Origin of the sequence: Janthinobacterium sp. NKUCC08_JDC (assembly GCF_019345575.1) — a bacterium.
Classification (GTDB): domain Bacteria; phylum Pseudomonadota; class Gammaproteobacteria; order Burkholderiales; family Burkholderiaceae_D; genus Janthinobacterium; species Janthinobacterium aestuarii.
Genome location: NZ_JAHKQW010000004.1, coordinates 254805 through 272858, shown reverse-complemented (window position 1 = coordinate 272858; position 18054 = coordinate 254805). Strand labels below are relative to the sequence as shown.

Genomic DNA, 18054 nt, shown 5'->3' with positions numbered 1-18054 from the left:
CAGCAAACGAATTTCAGTAAAAATTAGCGGCGCTTGTCCTTGCCCCTTTCCAGCCCCGCCTTCAATACCGTCTTCCACTTGGCGCGCGCGGCGATGCGCTCGAGCGGCGTTTCCTCGCTGCGTCGCGCGTCGCGCAGCAGCTTGTGATAATTGCGCAGGCGGTCCCCATCGACGGCGCCACGCACGGCGCAACCGGGTTCGCTGGCATGCCGGCAATCGCGGAACTGGCACTTCGCCGCCAGCGCCGCGATGTCGTCAAAGGTAGCGGCCAAGGTTTCCACATCGGCATCGGCGCGCCAGCTGCGCAGCCCCGGCGTGTCGATGATGCAGGCCCCGCTGGCACACAGGTGCAGCGAGCGGGCCGTCGTCGTGTGGCGGCCGCGCCCGTCGCCATGGCGCACGCCGTTGGTTGCCTGCTCCACCGCGCACAAGGTATTGGTCAGGCTGGACTTGCCGGCACCCGATGAACCGAGCAGCACCAGGGTCTGGCCTGCACCCAACCAGGGTTCCAGGATGGCCACGTCATACGCATGGCGCGTATCGATGGCAAACAGCGGTACGTGGGGCGGCAGGCGCTGTCTGAGCTGCGCCAGCTTGCCCGGCACGTCGTCGGCCACGTCGGCCTTGCTCAGCACCACCACGGGCGCCACTTGCGCTGCCAGCACGATGGACAGATAACGCTCGAGGCGGCGCGGATTGAAATCCTCGTCCAGTCCCATCACCAGCAGGGCCGTATCGACATTGCTGGCAAGCAGTTGGCGCCGGCCGTCATTGCCGCGCCGCGCGATCTGCGTGGCTGGGGATAAGTGCGCCGTTATCCACAGCGTGCCGTGACCATCGGCTTCGGCGGCGACCCAGTCGCCCACCGTGAGGATGGTGTCCTGTGCCTGCAGTTCGTGCAGCAGGCACGGCAGGATCTGCGCTGGCTGTTCCAGGAGGCCGTCGTGCACGCCGATGCTGTCGCGGTGCACGGCGCAAACGCGCATCAGCTGCACGGCGGGGGAAGAGATGTCGAGCTGGGTGGCTGCGCTGGCGATGGCCTGCTGCAGCCCGATAAGGCGTAGTTGTGCAAAATCGAATGCGATCATGGTAGCGTTATTCCAGATTCTGTCGTCCGCGTGCGGACGTGTAGCCTGCGCGTGCAGGCACCGCCAGTCGCGATGACTGGCACGAAAGAAGGGGAAGTCGGCTACGCGATCAGCGTATGGGGAATTGCGGGCTAAAAATCTTAGCGGGGAAAAACGGTGATCAGGCAGCCGACAGCACGGCAGTATCCGAATGGCGCATGTTGTCTACTCCTGTTGTGTGATGGAAAACACCAGTGTGCCAGCGGCCTGCGCCGCCGTCAACAGAGGGTGTGGCTTAGCTGCACATGCCGTAAGCTTGGCGCTCGGGGAAATAGCGGTACGTAAACGTGCGCACCGGATAGCGCTTGCCGCCGACGAGCATGTCGGGCATCGACAGATCGAAGCGCTGCGGCAGCTGGCGCGGCAGTTGCAACCGCAGGCGCCATTGCGTTTCCTTGCTGTTGCCGACGGCGGAAAACATGATGGGCAGCTGCTCGATGACGTCGACGATCTCCGCCTTCTGGTTCATGCCGCGCTGGTAAATGGTGAGTATCTTGGCTTGCGCGAAGGGCGGCTGTTTCGGTTCTTCCAGCAGGAAGGACAGGCGCGTAAAACTGGCTTGCGTACCGACGGGCAAAGTAAAAATCAGCGCCAGCTCCGTGCCGCCTTCCTTCAGGGTGACGGGCGGCGTGGCGTAGATGCTGATACCGCGCGGCAGCTCGAAACGCGAGCCCTCCGTCCACGTCTTGCACTCGGGCGTGGTGGCCTGGTACAGGCTGGGCGCCGTGTAGTCATCGCAGGCGGAAACCAGCAGCAGCAGGGGCAAGGCAAGGAGGGCGGAACGGCGCATGGGAGTCACGGTTGGGGAAATGAGCCGACAGTGTAAGCGATCCCCACGCGATCCACCAGCGGCGCTAGGAATGCCCGGGCGGCGCCCGCCGTATGGATTGCAGCTGGCAATGCGCGGCCTGCAGCGCCTCCTTGATGATGTCGAGCGCCAGCTGCGGCCGGGCCGCGCCGCACATGAAGATGTCGACGGCGGCAAAGCCGACCTCGGGCCAGGTATGCAGCGAGATGTGCGATTCGGCCAGCAGCAGCACGCCCGTGACGCCCTGGCCCGGGCCAAAGCTGTGGAAATGGCCGTGCAGCACTTGCGCGCCGGCCGCGATGGCGGCGTCGCATAGCAGGCGCTCGAGCGCGGCGCAGTCGCGCAGAGCTTCTTGCGCGATGCCCGACAGGTCGGCCAGCAGATGGGTGCCCAGGGGCAGATGCGGTGTGGACGCCATGCTTATTTGTGGCTCCCGCCGCTGGATCCGCCGCCATAGCTGCCGCCGCCGCTGCCCGTGCGCGAACTCCAGCTGCTGCCGCTGCTGCTGCCGGCCACCTTGAACATGCGCACCCAGTTGGCGGCCGTGACACTGAAGGTCACCATCAGGGCATAGATCACGTATTTACTCATGGGGGATTCTTTGCATTCTTGTCGAGAAAAGCGGCGGGCAGGAACAGCGCCAGGCAGCCCAGCAAACTCCACATCAAGGTGCTGGAGAACGAGACGAACATCGGGATCGCGTTCAAGACCAGCACGATGACGATGAAGACCTTGGCGATGCCGCGGTGACTGAGCTGGATATTCCGTACCTGGTCGCCGCCATGGAAGGCGGCGCCAAACCAGGCGGCCATCTGGTCATAGGCGACGGGCACGGAGCGCGACCAGGTCATTTCCTCGCCGGTGATCTCGGCCGCCAGTTTGGTCTGTCCCTGCTCGAATTCATGGACATGCGTGCTGTCGCCGACGGCCACCTTCCAGTTGAAGGCGCCCGCCGCATACACGACCTGCGAGCCGTAGTCATACAGTTTGCGGTAGGTGGCGCCATCGAGCGTGCAGGTATCGGCGTCCAGCGACGCCCAGTTGGGCCAGTTCGGCAGCACGTTCGAGCGCGACCAGCCATCGTCCGTCTCCACCAGCCAGAAGAAGCCGGCGCGCGCGTTGTACAGCAGGTATTCGTTCCACTCGCTGCCTTCGTCGTCGTCGCGGCGCATCATGCCAATCACCGTGAAGTCCACATTGCTGATCTTCGCGCTGGCGCCCAGTTCCAGGGAGATGTCGGCGTTGTCGTGCACCTGCTTGCCGATGGCCAGCACCTGCGCTTCCGGACCGCTGGCGTCGAGCTGCGCGTGGCAGGCGGGGCACACGAGTTGCGCCGCCGCGCCGGGCACATAGTGGATGCCGTTGCCGCAGGAAGGGCAGTCGAGCGCATCGAGCTTGCCGCGGTACTTGCCGGCGCTTTTGGCGATGGCGTCGTCGTCGCGCAGCAACTGGCACTTCAAACTGTCCAGGGTGACGGCGACGCCCTGGTAGACGACCGGTTGCGGGCCATCCGTGTAGTCGAGCGTGACAAAGCTGGCGTAGTTGCGGAAGTCCGCCACCTGGATGCGCCAGCCTGCGCCCACCTTGAACGGCAATTCGCCCTGGCCGGCGATGCATTCGGCGTTGCGGATCTCGGCCGCCGTGTACGGCTCGCCGCAGATCGTGTAGCGCTTGCCCGGCGCCAGCTCGCCAAAGACGGGTAAGGTATCTTGCGTACTGCGCTCGCGCGTCAGGGTGTACAGGCCGGACGAGTCGCCCAGCCACGCCGTGCTGGCGTCATCGAACAGCAGATACCACTCGTTCCACGTGCCGGCGCTGTAGCGCTGCTGGATGCGGCCGACGACCGTGAAGTGCACGCCATCGTGCACGCCGGCCGTGCCGATCTGGATCGGCGTATAGTCTTCCAGGACGGCCGACATCTTGCCCACGTCCCTGACGGAATCGGCGTCCTTGAGGATGGTGCTGTGACAGTACTCGCAGACGGCGAGCACGGAAGCGTGCGAGCGGAAGCGGACTTCCGCGCCGCAGCTGGGACAGGAAACAGTTTGCATGCAGTCGCGCTTAGCCGATCAGTTTTTTCAGCAGTTCAGCCTTGACGCCGTCGTAGTCGGCCGGCGAAATGAGACCCTTGTCGAGCAAGCCCTTGAGTTTTTCCAGGCGCGCCTCGATCGGTTCTTCCGCGGGGGCTGGCGGCGCCGCCGGCGCCGGTGCCTGCTGCTGCAGCGCGCCGCCCATGCTTTGCGCCATCACCTGGCCGATCGACAGCCCGGCGCCCAGTCCCGCGCCGATGCCGGCCATGCCGCCTTCGTTCTGCGCCGCCAGCGGGATCGCATTGGCCACCTGGAATTTCGTGTAGCCGCTCATCTTGTCGGCGCCCAGGCCGCCCTTCATGCCGGCCGAGATGCGTTCGTCGAGCGCCGCCTGCAATTCCTCGGGCAGGCTGATGCTGGCCACGTTGAATTCATCGAGGCCCACGCCATAGCGGGCAAACGCCTGCGCCAGGCCATCCTTGACTTCCTGCGCCATCAACGCCTGGTTGGCCGCCATGTCGAGGAAGGGGACGTTCGCGCCGCCCAGCGAGCTGGCCATGCTCGACATCAGAATGCCGCGCAACTGGTCTTCCACCTCGTCGCGCGTATAGACTTCGCGCGTGCCGCTGATCTCCGTGAAGAAGGTGCGCGCGTCGGCGATGCGGTACGAATACATGCCGAAGGCGCGCACGCGGATCATGTCGAAATCCTTGTCGCGGATGGTGATCGGCTGCGGCGTGCCCCACTTGCGGCCCGTCTGCACGCGCGTGCTGAAGTAATACACGTCCGACTTGAAGGGCGAGTCGAACAGCTTGTCCCAGTTTTTCAGGTTGGTCAGCAGCGGCAGGGTCTGTGTCGTCAGCTTGTGCGTGCCGGGACCGAAGACGTCGGCGATCTTGCCTTCATTGACGAAGACGGCGACCTGCGATTCGCGCACATTCAGGATGGCGCCGTTCTGGATCTCGAAATCCTGCATGGGGAAGCGCCAGGCCAGCACGCCTTCCGTCTCTTCGTTCCACTGCAGTACGTCGATAAACTGCTTCTTGATAAAGCTGCCGAGGCTCATGATGAATGTCCTTGAAAAGATAAAGCGGGGTCAGGAAATGCAGGCGGCGTTGATGGCGCCGATCGACAGGGCAATGGCGCCCAGCAGGCCGCCGAAAGCGCTGTTGTTCGATTCGATCTGGTCCTTCGACATGCGCAGCAAACGCGTGGTCACCACATAGGCGAGCAATTGCACCACCATGGCGCCGAAGGCCCAGGCGAAGAATTGCTGGTAGTCGGCCGTGTGCATCAGCGACGAGGCGATGGTGGCGGAAAAGCCCAGCAGCGCGCCGCCCAGCGACAGGGCCGCTGCGTGGTTACCCTGGCGGATCAGCAGCACTTCGTTATACGGCGTGACGCGCGTGTAAATGATAAAAAAGGCAATCAGCAGCGCGGCGGCCAGTATAAGATGGATCAGATAGTTTAGGATGGCGGGCACGGCTTTCCTCGCAATGAGTATTTGATAACGTCAACGCATATTAGAACAAAAAAAAGTCCAATGAACAAAAAGATTCTGATTTTGTCCGTCTTCGTGGTTGCTTCCTGCGGCCTCGCGTATGAACTGATCGCTGGCGCCATGTCCAGCTACCTGCTCGGCGACTCCATTCTGCAGTTTTCCACCATCATCGGCTGCTACCTGTTTGCCATGGGCGTAGGCGCACACTTTTCCAAGTACGTGAAGGACGACGACGTGCTCTCGCGCTTTGTCGACATCGAACTGGCCGTGGGCCTGATCGGCGGCCTGTCGGCCGCGATCCTGTTCATGACGTTTTCGTGGATGGCGGCGCCATTTCGCACCTTATTGTATGTGATGGTGTTCCTGATCGGCGCACTGGTCGGCATGGAAGTGCCGCTGGTGATGCGCGCCCTGAATACGCGCCAGACGGAATTTTCCGAGCTGGTCAGCCGCGTGCTGACCTTCGATTACCTGGGTGCGCTGGCTGTTTCCCTGCTGTTCCCGCTGGTGCTGTCGCCGTATCTGGGCCTGGTGCGCACGGGCTTTTTGTTCGGCATGCTCAACGTGGGCGTGGGCCTGTGGAGCATCTATGTCTTCCGCGCGGAACTGAAGAACCTCACGGGGCGCTTGCTGCGCGCCTGCGCCGTGATGCTGCTGCTGATCGCCGGCTTTGCCATGTCCGACCGCATGGTGGCCTGGGGAGAACATGGCCTGTTCGGCGACCAGATCGTGTATTCCACCACCACGCCCTACCAGCGCCTGGTGATCACGCGCTGGAAGGACGATACGCGGCTGTACATCAACGGCAATTTGCAGTTTTCCTCGCGCGACGAGTACCGCTACCACGAGGCGCTCGTGCATCCGGTGCTGGAAGCCTTACCGTGGGCGCGCCGCGTGCTGGTGCTGGGCGGCGGCGATGGTCTGGCCCTGCGTGAAATCCTCCGTTATCCACAGATCGAACACGTCACCGTGGTCGACCTCGACCCTGCCATGACGGCCGCGTTTACCACGCGCCCGGAACTGGCCAAGCTGAATAATAATTCGTTCTCGGACAAGCGCGTCACCGTCGTCAATGCCGATGCCGCCGTCTGGCTGCGTAATAACGGCGACATGTTCGATGCGGCCATCGTCGATTTCCCCGATCCGTCCAGCTTCGCGCTCGGCAAACTGTATTCGGTGCCGTTCTACGACCTGGTGAAAAAGCACCTGGCGGCCAAGGGCTTGATGGTGGTGCAATCAACGTCGCCGTTCTTTGCCCCGCACGCCTACTGGACCATCAATTCGACCCTGCGCGAAGTGGGTATGCGCACCTGGCCCTACCACGCCTACGTGCCTTCGTTCGGCGAATGGGGGTTTATCCTCGCTTCTCCCCAGCTCGACTACACACCGCCCACCAGCTACCGTTTGCCGATGCGCTACCTGAATGCGGACACCACGCGCGAAATGTTCATCTTCCCGCCCGATATGCAGCTGCTGCCGATGGCGCCGAACCGCCTCAACACCCAGTCGCTCGTGCATGAATTCGAGCAGGACTGGAACCGGGTGATCCGCTGATGCAGCGCCGTTCCTTCATGCTGTGGGCCGCCGGCGGCACGGCAGCGGCGGCCGCAGCCGGCATCGGCAGCATCGCCGCCTACCTGCGCTGGCAGGAAATCACGCCGAAGGTGCTGTACCCGGGCCGCAGCGAGGGCCATTATTTGCGTGAGCTGCTGCGCGAGCGCAAGGCGCTGCCGGCGCCCTCGGCAACCATCACCACCGACGTGGCCATCCTCGGCTCGGGCATCGCCGGCCTGACGGCCGCCTGGCGGCTGAATAAACTGGGACACAAGGATTTCCTCATGGTCGACGGCCCGCAGCCCTACGGCAACGCGGCCGGCGGCCATTTCGGCGACCTCGCTTATCCCACGGGTGGCCACTACCTGCCGCTGCCGTCGCCCGAATCGACGCATGTGCGCGAGATATTGTTCGACCTGGGCATCATCGAGCGCGATCCGCAGGCGGAAAAGCCCACTTACGACGAGCGCTACATCCTGCATGCGCCGGAAGAGCGCTTGCTGTTCAACGGCCAGTGGCAGGATGGCTTCATTCCCACCGAAGGCATCTCCGCCGAGGAGCTGGCGCAGCACGAGCGCTTCTTTGCCGACGTGCGGCGCCTGCGCCAGGCGCATGGCAACGACGGCAAGCGCGTGTTCGTTTTTCCTACCGTGGAATCGTCGCAAGACCCGGCCTGGCAGGCGCTCGATACCATCACCTTGAAACAGTGGATGGAGCGCGAGGGATACACCTCGCCCACCTTGCACTGGTATCTGAATTACTGCTGCCGCGACGACTATGGCACGCGTTACGACCAGGTCTCGGCCTGGGCCGGCCTGCATTACTACTGCAGCCGCTGGGGTCAGGCGGCGAACGCGGGCAATGGCGCCTGGCTGACCTGGCCGGGCGGCATGCAGCCGGTCGCCACGGCCATGGAACAGGCGTCGGGTGTCCAACGTCATGCGGGTACGGTGGTTTCACTCACGACGACGGCCAACGGCGTGGAGGCGCTGTGCCTGGAACTGGTCGATGGCCAGCCGCGCACCTACCTGGTCAAGGCGCGCAAGGCCATCTGCGCCATGCCGCTGTATGTCGCGGCGCGCGTGGTGGATAACATCGCCGCCTATGGCTTCGACGCGAAACGCGACACGCCCGCGTATGCGCCGTGGATGGTGGCCAATTTCCTGCTCAAGCGTTTTCCCGACGAACTGCCGCATGCACCGCTGTGCTGGGACAACGTCGTGTACCAGGAGCCGGGCCTCGGCTATGTCGTCTCCACGCACCAGGACATCCGCGTGCGTCCGCCCGAGAAAACCGTCTTCAGCGCCTACGTGGCCCTGTCCGACCGCACACCGCAGCAAGCGCGCAAGTGGCTCGATACGGCCACGCCCGAAGAATTGCTGGCGCTGGCCAGCGTCGATTTGAAGACGGCGTACGGGCGCGATTTCGCCAGCTGCGTCGAACGCGTCGACATCACCGTGCGCGGCCACGCCATGGCCGCACCGTTGCCGGGATTTCGCAGCAATGCGGGGCTCAAAGCCTTGCGCGAACACGATGGGGCGATCCTGTTCGCGCATGCCGATCTGTCGGGCTTTTCCGTATTTGAAGAGGCCGCGTGGTGGGGCGACAGGGCGGCGCGGCTGGCGATCACATAAATGAAAAAGGCCGGCGCAAGCGCCGGCCAGAGCCCCCTAAGGCTCGAACCTGTGCTTCCTTGTTCTTCTCATTTATTTTTATTAATGACGTCGATGAACACGGCCGCCAGCAGCACCAGGCCCTTGATCACCTGCTGGTAGTCGATACCGATGCCCATGATGGACATGCCGTTGTTCATCACGCCCATGATGAAGGCGCCGATGACGGCGCCCATCACCTTGCCCACGCCGCCCGAAGCCGAGGCGCCGCCGATGAAGCAGGCGGCGATCACGTCCAGTTCGAAGCCCGTGCCCGCCTTTGGCGTGGCCGTGTTCAGGCGCGCCGCGAAGATCAGGCCGGCCAGGGCGGCCAGCATGCCCATGTTGACGAAGGTGTAGAAGCTGACCCGTTCCGTCTTGATGCCGGACAGGCGCGCCGCCTTCTCGTTGCCGCCCACGGCATACACGCGGCGGCCCAGCACGGTGCGGTTGGTAATGAAGGTGTAGGCGACGATGAGCAGCGACATGACGGCCAGCACGTTGGGAAAGCCGCGGTACGACGCCAGCAGATAGCTGAAATACACCATCACGGCGGCGAAGACCGCGTTTTTCAGCAGGAAGAAGGCGCGCGGCTCGTTTTCCATGCCGTGTTTCAGTTGCTTGGCGCGGCTGCGCAGCGAGGTGAAGATCAGCGCCGCGGCGGCGATCACGCCCAGCAGCAGCGACAGGCCGCGCAGGTTCTCGCCGCCGAACGGGTCGGGCAGGAAGCCGGAGCTGAGCATCTGGAAGCCTTCAGGGAAGGGGCCGACCGACTGGCCTGCCAGCAGCGCCAGGGTCAAGCCCTTGAACACCAGCATGCCGGCCAGGGTGACGATGAAGGACGGGATCTTGAAGAAGGCGACGAAATAGCCTTGCGCGCCGCCGATGACGGCGCCGGCCAGCAGGCAGAGGATGCTGGCGGCGACAAAATTCATGTTGTAGTTGACGATCAGGACGGCCGCCAGGGCGCCGACGAAGCCGACCACCGAGCCGACGGACAAATCGATATGGCCGGCCACGATGACCATCAGCATGCCCAGCGCCATGATGACGATGTAGCTGTTTTGCAGCACCAGGTTGGTCAGGTTCAGCGGCTGCATCAGCGTGCCGTCGGTCATGTACTGGAAAAAGCCCATGATGACGATCAGCGAGAGCAGCATGCCGTAGTCGCGCATATTGTTCTTCAAAAAGCCGGCATAGCTTTTCGCTTGCGGCGCGGCCGCTGGCGCTGCTGCTGCCGGCGCGCCTGCTGTCAATTTATTGTCCATTGTTTTCTCCGTGTGTAACGATTGCGCGCATGATTCGCTCCTGCGATGCTTCTGCCGCGCTCAATTCCGCCGCAAAGCGGCCTTCGTTCATGACATAGATCCGGTCGCACATGCCCAGCAATTCCGGCATTTCCGACGAGATCATGATGATGCATTTGCCTTCCGCGGCCAGGTCGCTGATGATGCTGTAGATCTCGTACTTGGCGCCCACGTCGATGCCGCGGCTCGGTTCATCGAGGATCAGCACGTCGGGGCGCGAAAACAGCCACTTCGCCAGCACCACTTTCTGCTGGTTGCCGCCGGACAGATTGACCACCTTCTGCGCCACGCTCGAGCAGCGGGTCTTGAGCTTGCGGCGGAAATCCTCGGCCACGCTGAATTCACGCTGCTCGTCGATCACCATGTGCTGCGAAATCGCGTCGAGGTTGGCCAGGCTGGTGTTCTTCTGGATGTCTTCCTCGAGGATCAGGCCCAGACCCTTGCGGTCTTCCGTCACATACGCGAGGCCGTGCGCGATCGCCTTGCCGATGGTGCTGACGTCGATCTCCTGGCCATTTTTGAGCACCGTGCCGCTGATGCGCTGGCCGTAGGCGCGGCCGAAAATGCTCATCGCCAGTTCCGTGCGCCCTGAGCCCATCAAGCCGGCGATGCCGATGATCTCTCCCTTTTTCGCGTGCATGTTGATGCCCTTGATGACAGGGCGGTCGGCATGCTCGGGATGGAAGACGCGCCAGTCGCGCACTTCGAAAATGGTCTCGCCTATCGTCGGCGTGCGCGGCGGATAGCGGTCGGCCATTTCGCGTCCGACCATTTTTTCGATGATGCGGTCTTCGCTGACGGGCTCCACGCGGCAGTCGAAACTGTCAACCGTGTTCCCGTCGCGCAGCACCGTGATGGCATCGGCGACTCTTGAAATTTCATTGAGCTTGTGCGAAATCAGGATCGAGGCGATGCCCTGGGCTTTCAGGCCAAGCAGCAGGTCGAGCAAGGCCGCGCTGTCGCTTTCGTTCAGGCTGGCCGTCGGCTCGTCGAGGATCAGCAGCTTGACGTCCTTGCATAGCGCCTTGGCGATCTCGATCAGCTGCTGCTTGCCCACGCCCAGGTTGGTGATCAGGGTGTCAGGTGACTCTTTCAAGCCGACTTTGTGCAGCAGTTCGCGCGTCTTGCTTTGCGCGTATTCCCAGTCGATGACGCCCATGCTGGACGGTTCGTTGCCGAGGAAGATATTCTCGGCGATCGACAACTGGGGCACGAGCGCCAGTTCCTGGTGGATGATGATGATGCCGATATCTTCGCTGTCCTTGATGCCGCGGAAGTGCCGCGTCTGGCCCAGGTAATCGATGTCGCCCGTATAGCTGCCATGGCCGTAGACGCCACTGAGCACTTTCATCAGGGTCGATTTGCCGGCGCCGTTTTCGCCGACGATGGCGTGGATCTCGCCGCTGCGTACCCGCAGGTTGACATTGTCGAGCGCAACGACGCCCGGGAATGTTTTGCGTATCCCGCGCATTTCCAGGATAGTGTTCGTCATATAACCTCTCTGGCACGGCCGTGCTGGTTGGCATCGGTCGTGCTGCAGTCTTGTTCTTGATGGTGCGTGAAGCGAAAGGCCCGGCAGCGCCGGGCCTTCAGTACCGTCGATGCTTATTTCACTTGCGCTTCCGTGTAGTAGCCGCTGCCGGTGACAAGCACCTGCTTCCAGTTCGCCTTATCGACGGTGACCGGTTTCAACAGGTAGGACGGCACCACCTTGACGCCGTTGTTATAGGTCTTGGTATCGTTGACGGTCGGCGTCTTGCCGCTCATCATCGCGTCGACCATGTTCGCCGTGACCTTGGCCAGTTCGCGCGTGTCCTTGAACACGGTCGATGCCTGTTCGCCGCGGATGATCGATTTCACCGACGGGATTTCCGCATCCTGGCCCGTCACGACGGGGAACGGCTGCTTCGGCGTGCCGTAGCCGACGCCCTTGAGCGAGGACAGGATGCCGATGCTCAAGCCGTCATACGGCGACAGCACGGCGTCGACGCGCGCATTGCCGTAGTAGGCGCTGAGCAGGTTGTCCATGCGGGCTTGCGCCACGGCGCCATCCCAGCGCAGGGTGGCGACCTTTTCCATGCCCATCTGCTTCGAGCGCACCACCAGCTTGCCGTTGTCGATGTAGGGTTTGAGCACCGACAGCGCGCCGTTGTAGAAGAAGTGCGCATTGTTGTCGTCGGCCGAGCCGCCGAACAGTTCGATATTGAACGGGCCCTTGCCTTCCTTGAGTTTCAGCGCCGATTCGATATAGCCCGCTTGCAGCACGCCGACCTGGAAGTTGTCGAAGGTGGCGTAGTAATCGATGTTTTTCGTGCCGCGGATCAAACGGTCATACGAGATGACCTTGATGCCCTTGTCGGCCGCTTTTTGCAGCACGTTCGACAGGGTGGTGCCGTCGATGGCGGCGATCACCAGCACCTTGGCGCCCTTGGTGATCATGTTTTCCACCTGCGCCAGCTGGTTCGGGATATCGTCGTCGGCAAACTGCAAGTCCGTCTTGTAGCCGCGCTCCTTGAATACCTTGACCATGTTGTCGCCGTCGGCGATCCAGCGCATGGACGATTTGGTTGGCATCGAGATGCCGATCGCGCCCTTGTCTGCGGCGCTTGCCACGGGCATTACCGCCATGCCGGAGATGGCCAGCGCCAGGCTCGCGGTCAGCATTTTCATTGTTGTTTTCATTTCAGGTCTCCACCGTCTTCGATAGTTGAATGTGCCAGGGCCGTCGTCCAGTGGGCGGGCTCCGTGCGAATGGCCGATTGCAGGCCACGGCTGATACTAGTTTGTCCATCCATCCCTCACCAATCACTTTTTTCGCATTGGTGATATCCAAAACGATATCGATGGGTCAATTGATGCAATGCGCCATGGCACGCCTTCCCGCCTGCGCACAGGGCGGAAACGGGGGCCGCGTGGCGGCTTTTTTTGGTGCACTGCAATACCAATAATCATCATTCAATTTGGTGATTTTCGTAATTGCGGCGACACAGGGCGGCGCGCAGAATCGGTCCGAACTTGAACACCGGCCATCCCGTCACGACCTTTTGAAAGCTTGCCATGCAGCCGATTTCCCCCGCCTCTTTGTTGCCCGCCGACCTGGCGCAGGCCCTCCTTGTCGGCCGCATCTGGCGTGACGGCCCGTGCGTCGTCGCCGTGCGCGGCGGCGAAGTGGTCGACATCACGCAGACGGTGGCGACGGTGGCCGAGCTGTTCGAGCGCAGCGATGCGCTCGATATCGTCCGCCATGCGCCCGGCATCGCGCTCGGACCCGTGCAGTCGCTGCTGGAGCAGGCGCTGGCCGCGCCGGCTGGCGAGCCGCTGCTGCTGGCGCCGTGCGACCTGCAGGCCGTCAAGGCCTGCGGCGTGACCTTCGCCGTCAGCCTGCTCGAACGGGTGATCGAGGAACAGGCGGGCGGCGACGCGGCGCGCGCGGCGAGCCTGCGCACCGCCCTGCAAATGACATTGGGCGGCGACCTGTCGGCACTGAAGCCTGGCTCGGACGCGGCGCAGCGCCTGAAACAGCAGCTGCAACAGCGCGGCGCCTGGTCGCAATACATGGAAGTGGGCATCGGCCCCGATGCGGAAGTGTTTACCAAGGCGCAGCCGATGTCGTCGGTGGGCTGCGGCGCGCAGGTGGGCTTGCTGCCATCGTCCGCCTGGAACAACCCCGAGCCCGAGATCGTCCTGGCCGTCAACAGCCGTGGCGAGGTGCTGGGGGCGACCTTGGGCAACGACGTCAACCTGCGCGACATCGAAGGGCGCAGCGCCCTCTTGCTGGGCAAGGCCAAGGATAACAACGGCTCCTGCGCCATCGGCCCCTTCATCCGCCTGTTCGACGAGCACTTCACGCTCGACACCGTGCGCGAGGCGGAAGTGTCGCTGCTGATCGAAGGCGCGGACGACGGCTTTGTGCTCGAAGGCGCCAGCTTCATGCGCGAAATCAGCCGCGACCCGCTCGACCTGGTGCGCCAGACGGCAGGCCAGTACCACCAGTATCCGGACGGCTTCATGCTGTTCCTGGGAACCATGTTCTCGCCCGTGAAGGACCGCGGCGCGCAGGGCGGCGGCTTTACGCACCACCTGGGCGACCGCGTGACGATTGCCAGCGCCTCGCTGGGTGCGCTGGTCAACGAAGTGCAGCGCTGCGATGCGATTGCCCCATGGACGTTCGGCGTGCGCGCGCTGTACCAGAACCTGGCCCAGCGCGGCTTGCTTTGATCCGATTATTTTAAAAAGAGAGACACCATGCAGCATGCAATTTATTCCAGTCTGGCCGGCAAGCGCGTCGTCATCACGGGCGGCGGCACCGGTATCGGCGTGGCCATCGTCGAGGCGTTCGCGCGCCAGGGCGCCCACGTCACCTTTCTCGACATCGCCCGCGAGGCGTCGCTGGCGCTGCAGGAAAAGCTGGCCGACCTGCCGCAGCCGCCCGTTTTCCGCTATTGCGACCTGACGGACCTGGGCGCCCTGGCCGCCACCTTCGCCGAGATCGAACACAGCGCCGGCGCCACGGATATCCTCATCAACAATGCGGCCAATGACGACCGCCACGAACTGCAGGACGTCACGCCCGCCTACTGGGACGAGCGCATGGCCGTGAATCTGCGCCACCAGTATTTCTGCGCCCAGGCCGTGGCGCCGGCCATGCGCGCCAAGGGCAGCGGCGTGATTCTCAACCTGGGGTCGATTTCCTGGCACCTGGCGCAAGCGCGCCTGTCGATCTACATGACGGCCAAGGCCGGCATCGAGGGCTTGACGCGCGGCCTGGCGCGCGACCTGGGCGTCGACGGCATCCGCGTCAACTGCATCATTCCCGGCGCCGTGCGCACGCCGCGCCAGGAAAAGCTGTGGCATACGCCGGAAGCGGAAGCCGTCATCCTGCAGGGCCAATGCCTGCAGTTGCGCGTGGAGCCGGAAGACGTGGCGGCGCTGGCGCTGTTCCTCGCGTCGGACAATGCGGCCAAGTGCGCGGGACGCGAATACTACGTCGACGCAGGCTGGTACGGCGCATGAGCGCCGCAGGCAAACACCCGGCGCGGCGCTTCCGTTCGCAGGACTGGTTCGACAATCCCGACCACATCGACATGACGGCGCTGTACCTCGAGCGCTTCATGAACTACGGCATCACGGCCGAGGAGCTGCGTTCGGGCCGGCCCATCATCGGCATCGCGCAAAGCGGCAGCGATATCAGTCCCTGCAACCGCATCCATCTGGAGCTGGCGCAGCGCGTGCGCGACGGCATCCGCGACGCGGGCGGCATCCCGATGGAATTCCCGCTGCACCCGATCTTCGAGAACTGCCGCCGTCCCACGGCCGCGCTGGACCGCAACCTTGCGTATCTGGGCCTGGTGGAGATTTTGCATGGCTACCCGATCGACGCCGTGGTGCTGACGACGGGCTGCGACAAGACGACGCCGGCCCAGCTGATGGCCGCCGCCACGGTCGACATTCCCGCCATCGTGCTGTCGGGCGGCCCCATGCTCGACGGCTGGATGGACGGTGAACTGGTGGGTTCCGGCGCCGCCATCTGGAAGGGCCGCCGCCAGCTGTCCGCCGGCTTGATCGACAACGACAAATTCCTGCAGATCGCGGCCGCCTCCGCGCCGTCGGCCGGCCACTGCAACACCATGGGCACGGCATCGACCATGAATGCGCTGGCCGAGGCGCTGGGCATGTCGCTCACGGGCTGCTCGGCCATCCCCGCGCCATACCGCGAGCGGGGTCAGATCGCCTATGAAACGGGGCGCCGCATCGTCGCCATGGCGCATGAGGACGTGCGCCCGTCGAGCATCCTCACGCGCGAGGCGTTCCTGGACGCCATCATCGTCAACGCTGCCATCGGCGGTTCCACCAACGCCCAGCCGCACCTGATGGCCATGGCGCGCCATGCGGGCGTGGAATTGCACTCGAGCGACTGGATGGAACATGGCTACGACGTGCCGCTGCTGTTGAACATGCAGCCGGCCGGGAAATACCTGGGCGAGCGCTTCCACCGCGCCGGCGGCGTGCCGGCCGTGATGTGGGAGTTGCAGCAGGCGGGCTTGCTGCATGCGGACCGGTTGACGGTCACGGGCCAGACGATGGCGGCGAACCTGGCCGGACGCGAAAGTACTGATCGCGAGATGATCCGCCCGTTTGCCGCACCGCTGAAGGAAAAGGCCGGTTTCATGGCCTTGCAGGGCAACCTGTTCGACTTCGCCATCATGAAGACCAGCGTGATCTCGCCCGCTTTCCGCGAGCGCTACCTGTCGCGTCCCGGCAGCGAAGGCGTGTTCGAGGCGCGCGCCATCGTCTTCGATGGTTCTGCCGACTATCACGCGCGCATCAACGACCCGGCGCTCAACATCGACGACAGCTGCATGCTGGTGATGCGCGGCGCAGGTCCCGTGGGCTGGCCCGGTTCGGCCGAAGTGGTCAACATGCAGCCGCCCGATGCCTTGCTCAAGGCCGGCATTCTGAACCTGCCGACCCTGGGCGATGGGCGCCAGTCCGGCACCTCGGACAGCCCCTCGATCCTGAACGCGTCGCCGGAAAGCGCCGTGGGCGGCGGCCTGGCGCTGCTGCGCACGGGCGACATCATCCGCGTGGACTTGAACGGGGGCCACTGCGACATGCTGGTCGATGCGGACGAACTGGCGCGCCGCGCCAAAGAACTGCCGCCGCCCGTCAACGACAGCGCCACGCCGTGGCAGGAAATCTACCGCGCCAGCGTGGGCCAGCTGGAAACGGGCGCCTGCATGGAGCTGGCCCTGAAATACCGCGCCGTGGGCCAGACCCTGCCACGGCATAACCATTGATGTAGGTCGGCTTAGCGCTCCGCGCGTAAGCCGACAACACCAGCATCACCAGATTTTCAGCAGTACCCGTAGTTAAAAAAACGTTGTTAATAAAATCCACAAGGAGACACACAATGAACAAGATCATCAGTGCAGCCATCATGACCGCCATGCTGGCATTGACAAGCAGCGCCGCCCTGGCCGATGCGAAAAACCCGAAAATCGGCTTCTCCATCGACGATTTGCGCGTGGAACGCTGGACGCGCGACCGCGATTTCTTCATCGCCGCCGCCGAAAAGCAGGGCGCCAAGGTCTTCGTGCAGTCGGCCGACGCCAGTGAACAGCGCCAGATTTCGCAGATCGAAAACCTGATCTCGCGCGGCGTGGACGTGCTGGTGATCGTGCCGTTCAACGCCACTGTCCTCAACAACACCGTCAAGGAAGCGAAAAAGGCTGGCATCAAGGTGCTGTCGTATGACCGCCTGATCCTGAACGCCGATATCGACGCGTACATCTCGTTCGACAACGAGAAAGTGGGCGAGATGCAGGCCGAAGGCGTGACCAAGCTGCAACCGAAGGGCAATTACTATCTGCTGGGCGGCTCGCCGACCGACAACAACGCCAAGATGCTGCGCGAAGGCCAGATGAAGGTACTCAAACCGTTCATCGACAAGGGCGACATCAAGATCGTCGGCCAGCAGTGGGTGAAGGACTGGAGCGCTACCGAAGCGCTGTCCATCGTGGAAAACGCGCTGACGGCCAACGGCAACAAGATCGATGCCATCGTCGCCTCGAACGACGGCACGGCCGGCGGCGCCATCCAGGCCCTGGCCGCGCAAAAACTGGCCGGCAAGGTGCCGGTCTCGGGCCAGGACGCCGACCTGGCAGCCGTGAAACGCGTCATCGCCGGCACGCAATCGATGACCGTCTACAAACCGTTGAAAACCATCGCTGCCGAAGCGGCCAAGCTGGCCGTGCAACTGGCGCGCAATGAAAAGCCGGCCTACAACTCCAGCTATGACAACGGCCTGAAAAAGGTCAGCACGGTGCTGCTGAAACCAACGCCGCTGACCAAGGCGAATGTGAACATTCTCGTTGACGACGGTTTCTATACCAAGGCGCAGCTGGGTAATTGACCACCCGCTTGATGTCGGCTTGCGCGCTGCGCGCTAAGCCGACCTACGATTGCCCGCACCGGCCGTTATCCGACAATCGCCGGCACCGGAAACGCCGGTGGTGGTGTCGGCCGTCCGCACCGGCCGTAGGTCGGATTAGCGGCGCCATGGGCGCCGCGTAATC

General features: G+C 63.5%; 16 protein-coding genes. 6 read left to right on the top strand and 10 right to left on the bottom strand.

Annotated elements, in window-relative coordinates:
- Positions 1–23: 23 nt before the first annotated feature.
- From rsgA to KO538_RS13535, 7 genes are all read right to left on the bottom strand, one after another.
- On the bottom strand, positions 24–1088 hold the full coding sequence (gene rsgA / locus KO538_RS13565) for a ribosome small subunit-dependent GTPase A (protein WP_219328588.1): 1065 nt from the start codon (positions 1086–1088) through the stop codon (positions 24–26).
- Between the two features lie 274 nt (positions 1089–1362).
- A complete protein-coding gene (locus KO538_RS13560; protein WP_034752711.1) occupies positions 1363–1917 on the bottom strand; it encodes a hypothetical protein in 555 nt (184 codons plus the stop codon).
- 64 nt (positions 1918–1981) lie between these two features.
- Positions 1982–2353, bottom strand: a complete 372-nt coding sequence (gene speD, locus KO538_RS13555) for an adenosylmethionine decarboxylase (protein ID WP_070303233.1) — start codon at positions 2351–2353, stop codon at positions 1982–1984.
- A gap of 2 nt (positions 2354–2355) precedes the next feature.
- On the bottom strand, positions 2356–2526 hold the full coding sequence (locus KO538_RS13550; RefSeq protein ID WP_157814714.1) for a hypothetical protein: 171 nt from the start codon (positions 2524–2526) through the stop codon (positions 2356–2358).
- Positions 2523–3986 (bottom strand): DUF4178 domain-containing protein, encoded by a 1464-nt coding sequence (locus KO538_RS13545; RefSeq protein ID WP_219328587.1) that lies wholly within the window; start codon positions 3984–3986, stop codon positions 2523–2525. Before KO538_RS13545 ends, KO538_RS13550 begins: the two co-directional genes overlap by 4 nt.
- Before the next feature lie 10 nt (positions 3987–3996).
- Positions 3997–5031, bottom strand: a complete 1035-nt coding sequence (locus KO538_RS13540) for an SPFH domain-containing protein (RefSeq protein WP_219328586.1) — start codon at positions 5029–5031, stop codon at positions 3997–3999.
- A 30-nt stretch (positions 5032–5061) separates the two neighbouring features.
- Positions 5062–5448, bottom strand: a complete 387-nt coding sequence (locus tag KO538_RS13535; RefSeq protein WP_034752720.1) for a DUF350 domain-containing protein — start codon at positions 5446–5448, stop codon at positions 5062–5064.
- A gap of 60 nt (positions 5449–5508) precedes the next feature.
- On the opposite strand from KO538_RS13535, the gene KO538_RS13530 reads away from it, so the two are divergent.
- Both KO538_RS13530 and KO538_RS13525 read left to right on the top strand, forming a co-directional pair.
- Complete coding sequence (locus KO538_RS13530) at positions 5509–7020, top strand: polyamine aminopropyltransferase (protein ID WP_219328585.1); 1512 nt, start codon at positions 5509–5511, stop codon at positions 7018–7020.
- Complete coding sequence (locus tag KO538_RS13525) at positions 7020–8654, top strand: NAD(P)-binding protein (protein ID WP_219328584.1); 1635 nt, start codon at positions 7020–7022, stop codon at positions 8652–8654. The genes KO538_RS13530 and KO538_RS13525 overlap by 1 nt, the downstream gene beginning before the upstream one ends.
- 68 nt (positions 8655–8722) lie before the next feature.
- Here the strand turns inward: KO538_RS13525 and mmsB are convergent, their stop codons facing one another.
- From mmsB to chvE, 3 genes are all read right to left on the bottom strand, one after another.
- Entirely contained in the window at positions 8723–9940 is a 1218-nt protein-coding gene (gene mmsB / locus KO538_RS13520) for a multiple monosaccharide ABC transporter permease (RefSeq protein ID WP_034752728.1), read from the bottom strand.
- Positions 9930–11471 carry a multiple monosaccharide ABC transporter ATP-binding protein gene (mmsA, locus tag KO538_RS13515; protein ID WP_219328583.1) on the bottom strand — a complete coding sequence of 514 codons (1542 nt, stop codon included), beginning with the start codon at positions 11469–11471 and terminating at the stop codon, positions 9930–9932. Before mmsA ends, mmsB begins: the two co-directional genes overlap by 11 nt.
- Positions 11472–11584: 113 nt before the next feature.
- Entirely contained in the window at positions 11585–12607 is a 1023-nt protein-coding gene (gene chvE, locus KO538_RS13510) for a multiple monosaccharide ABC transporter substrate-binding protein (RefSeq protein ID WP_235194257.1), read from the bottom strand.
- A 429-nt stretch (positions 12608–13036) separates the two neighbouring features.
- On the opposite strand from chvE, the gene KO538_RS13505 reads away from it, so the two are divergent.
- The 4 genes from KO538_RS13505 (at position 13037) to xylF (ending at position 17891) form a co-directional block, all read left to right on the top strand.
- Positions 13037–14197: a fumarylacetoacetate hydrolase family protein gene (locus tag KO538_RS13505; protein WP_219328582.1), complete on the top strand. Its 1161-nt coding sequence runs from the start codon at positions 13037–13039 to the stop codon at positions 14195–14197.
- Between the two features lie 27 nt (positions 14198–14224).
- Entirely contained in the window at positions 14225–14992 is a 768-nt protein-coding gene (locus KO538_RS13500) for an SDR family NAD(P)-dependent oxidoreductase (protein WP_219328581.1), read from the top strand.
- On the top strand, positions 14989–16776 hold the full coding sequence (locus KO538_RS13495) for an IlvD/Edd family dehydratase (RefSeq protein ID WP_219328580.1): 1788 nt from the start codon (positions 14989–14991) through the stop codon (positions 16774–16776). Before KO538_RS13500 ends, KO538_RS13495 begins: the two co-directional genes overlap by 4 nt.
- A 140-nt stretch (positions 16777–16916) precedes the next feature.
- Entirely contained in the window at positions 16917–17891 is a 975-nt protein-coding gene (gene xylF / locus KO538_RS13490; RefSeq protein WP_139143382.1) for a D-xylose ABC transporter substrate-binding protein, read from the top strand.
- The last annotated feature ends 163 nt before the right edge of the window (positions 17892–18054 follow it).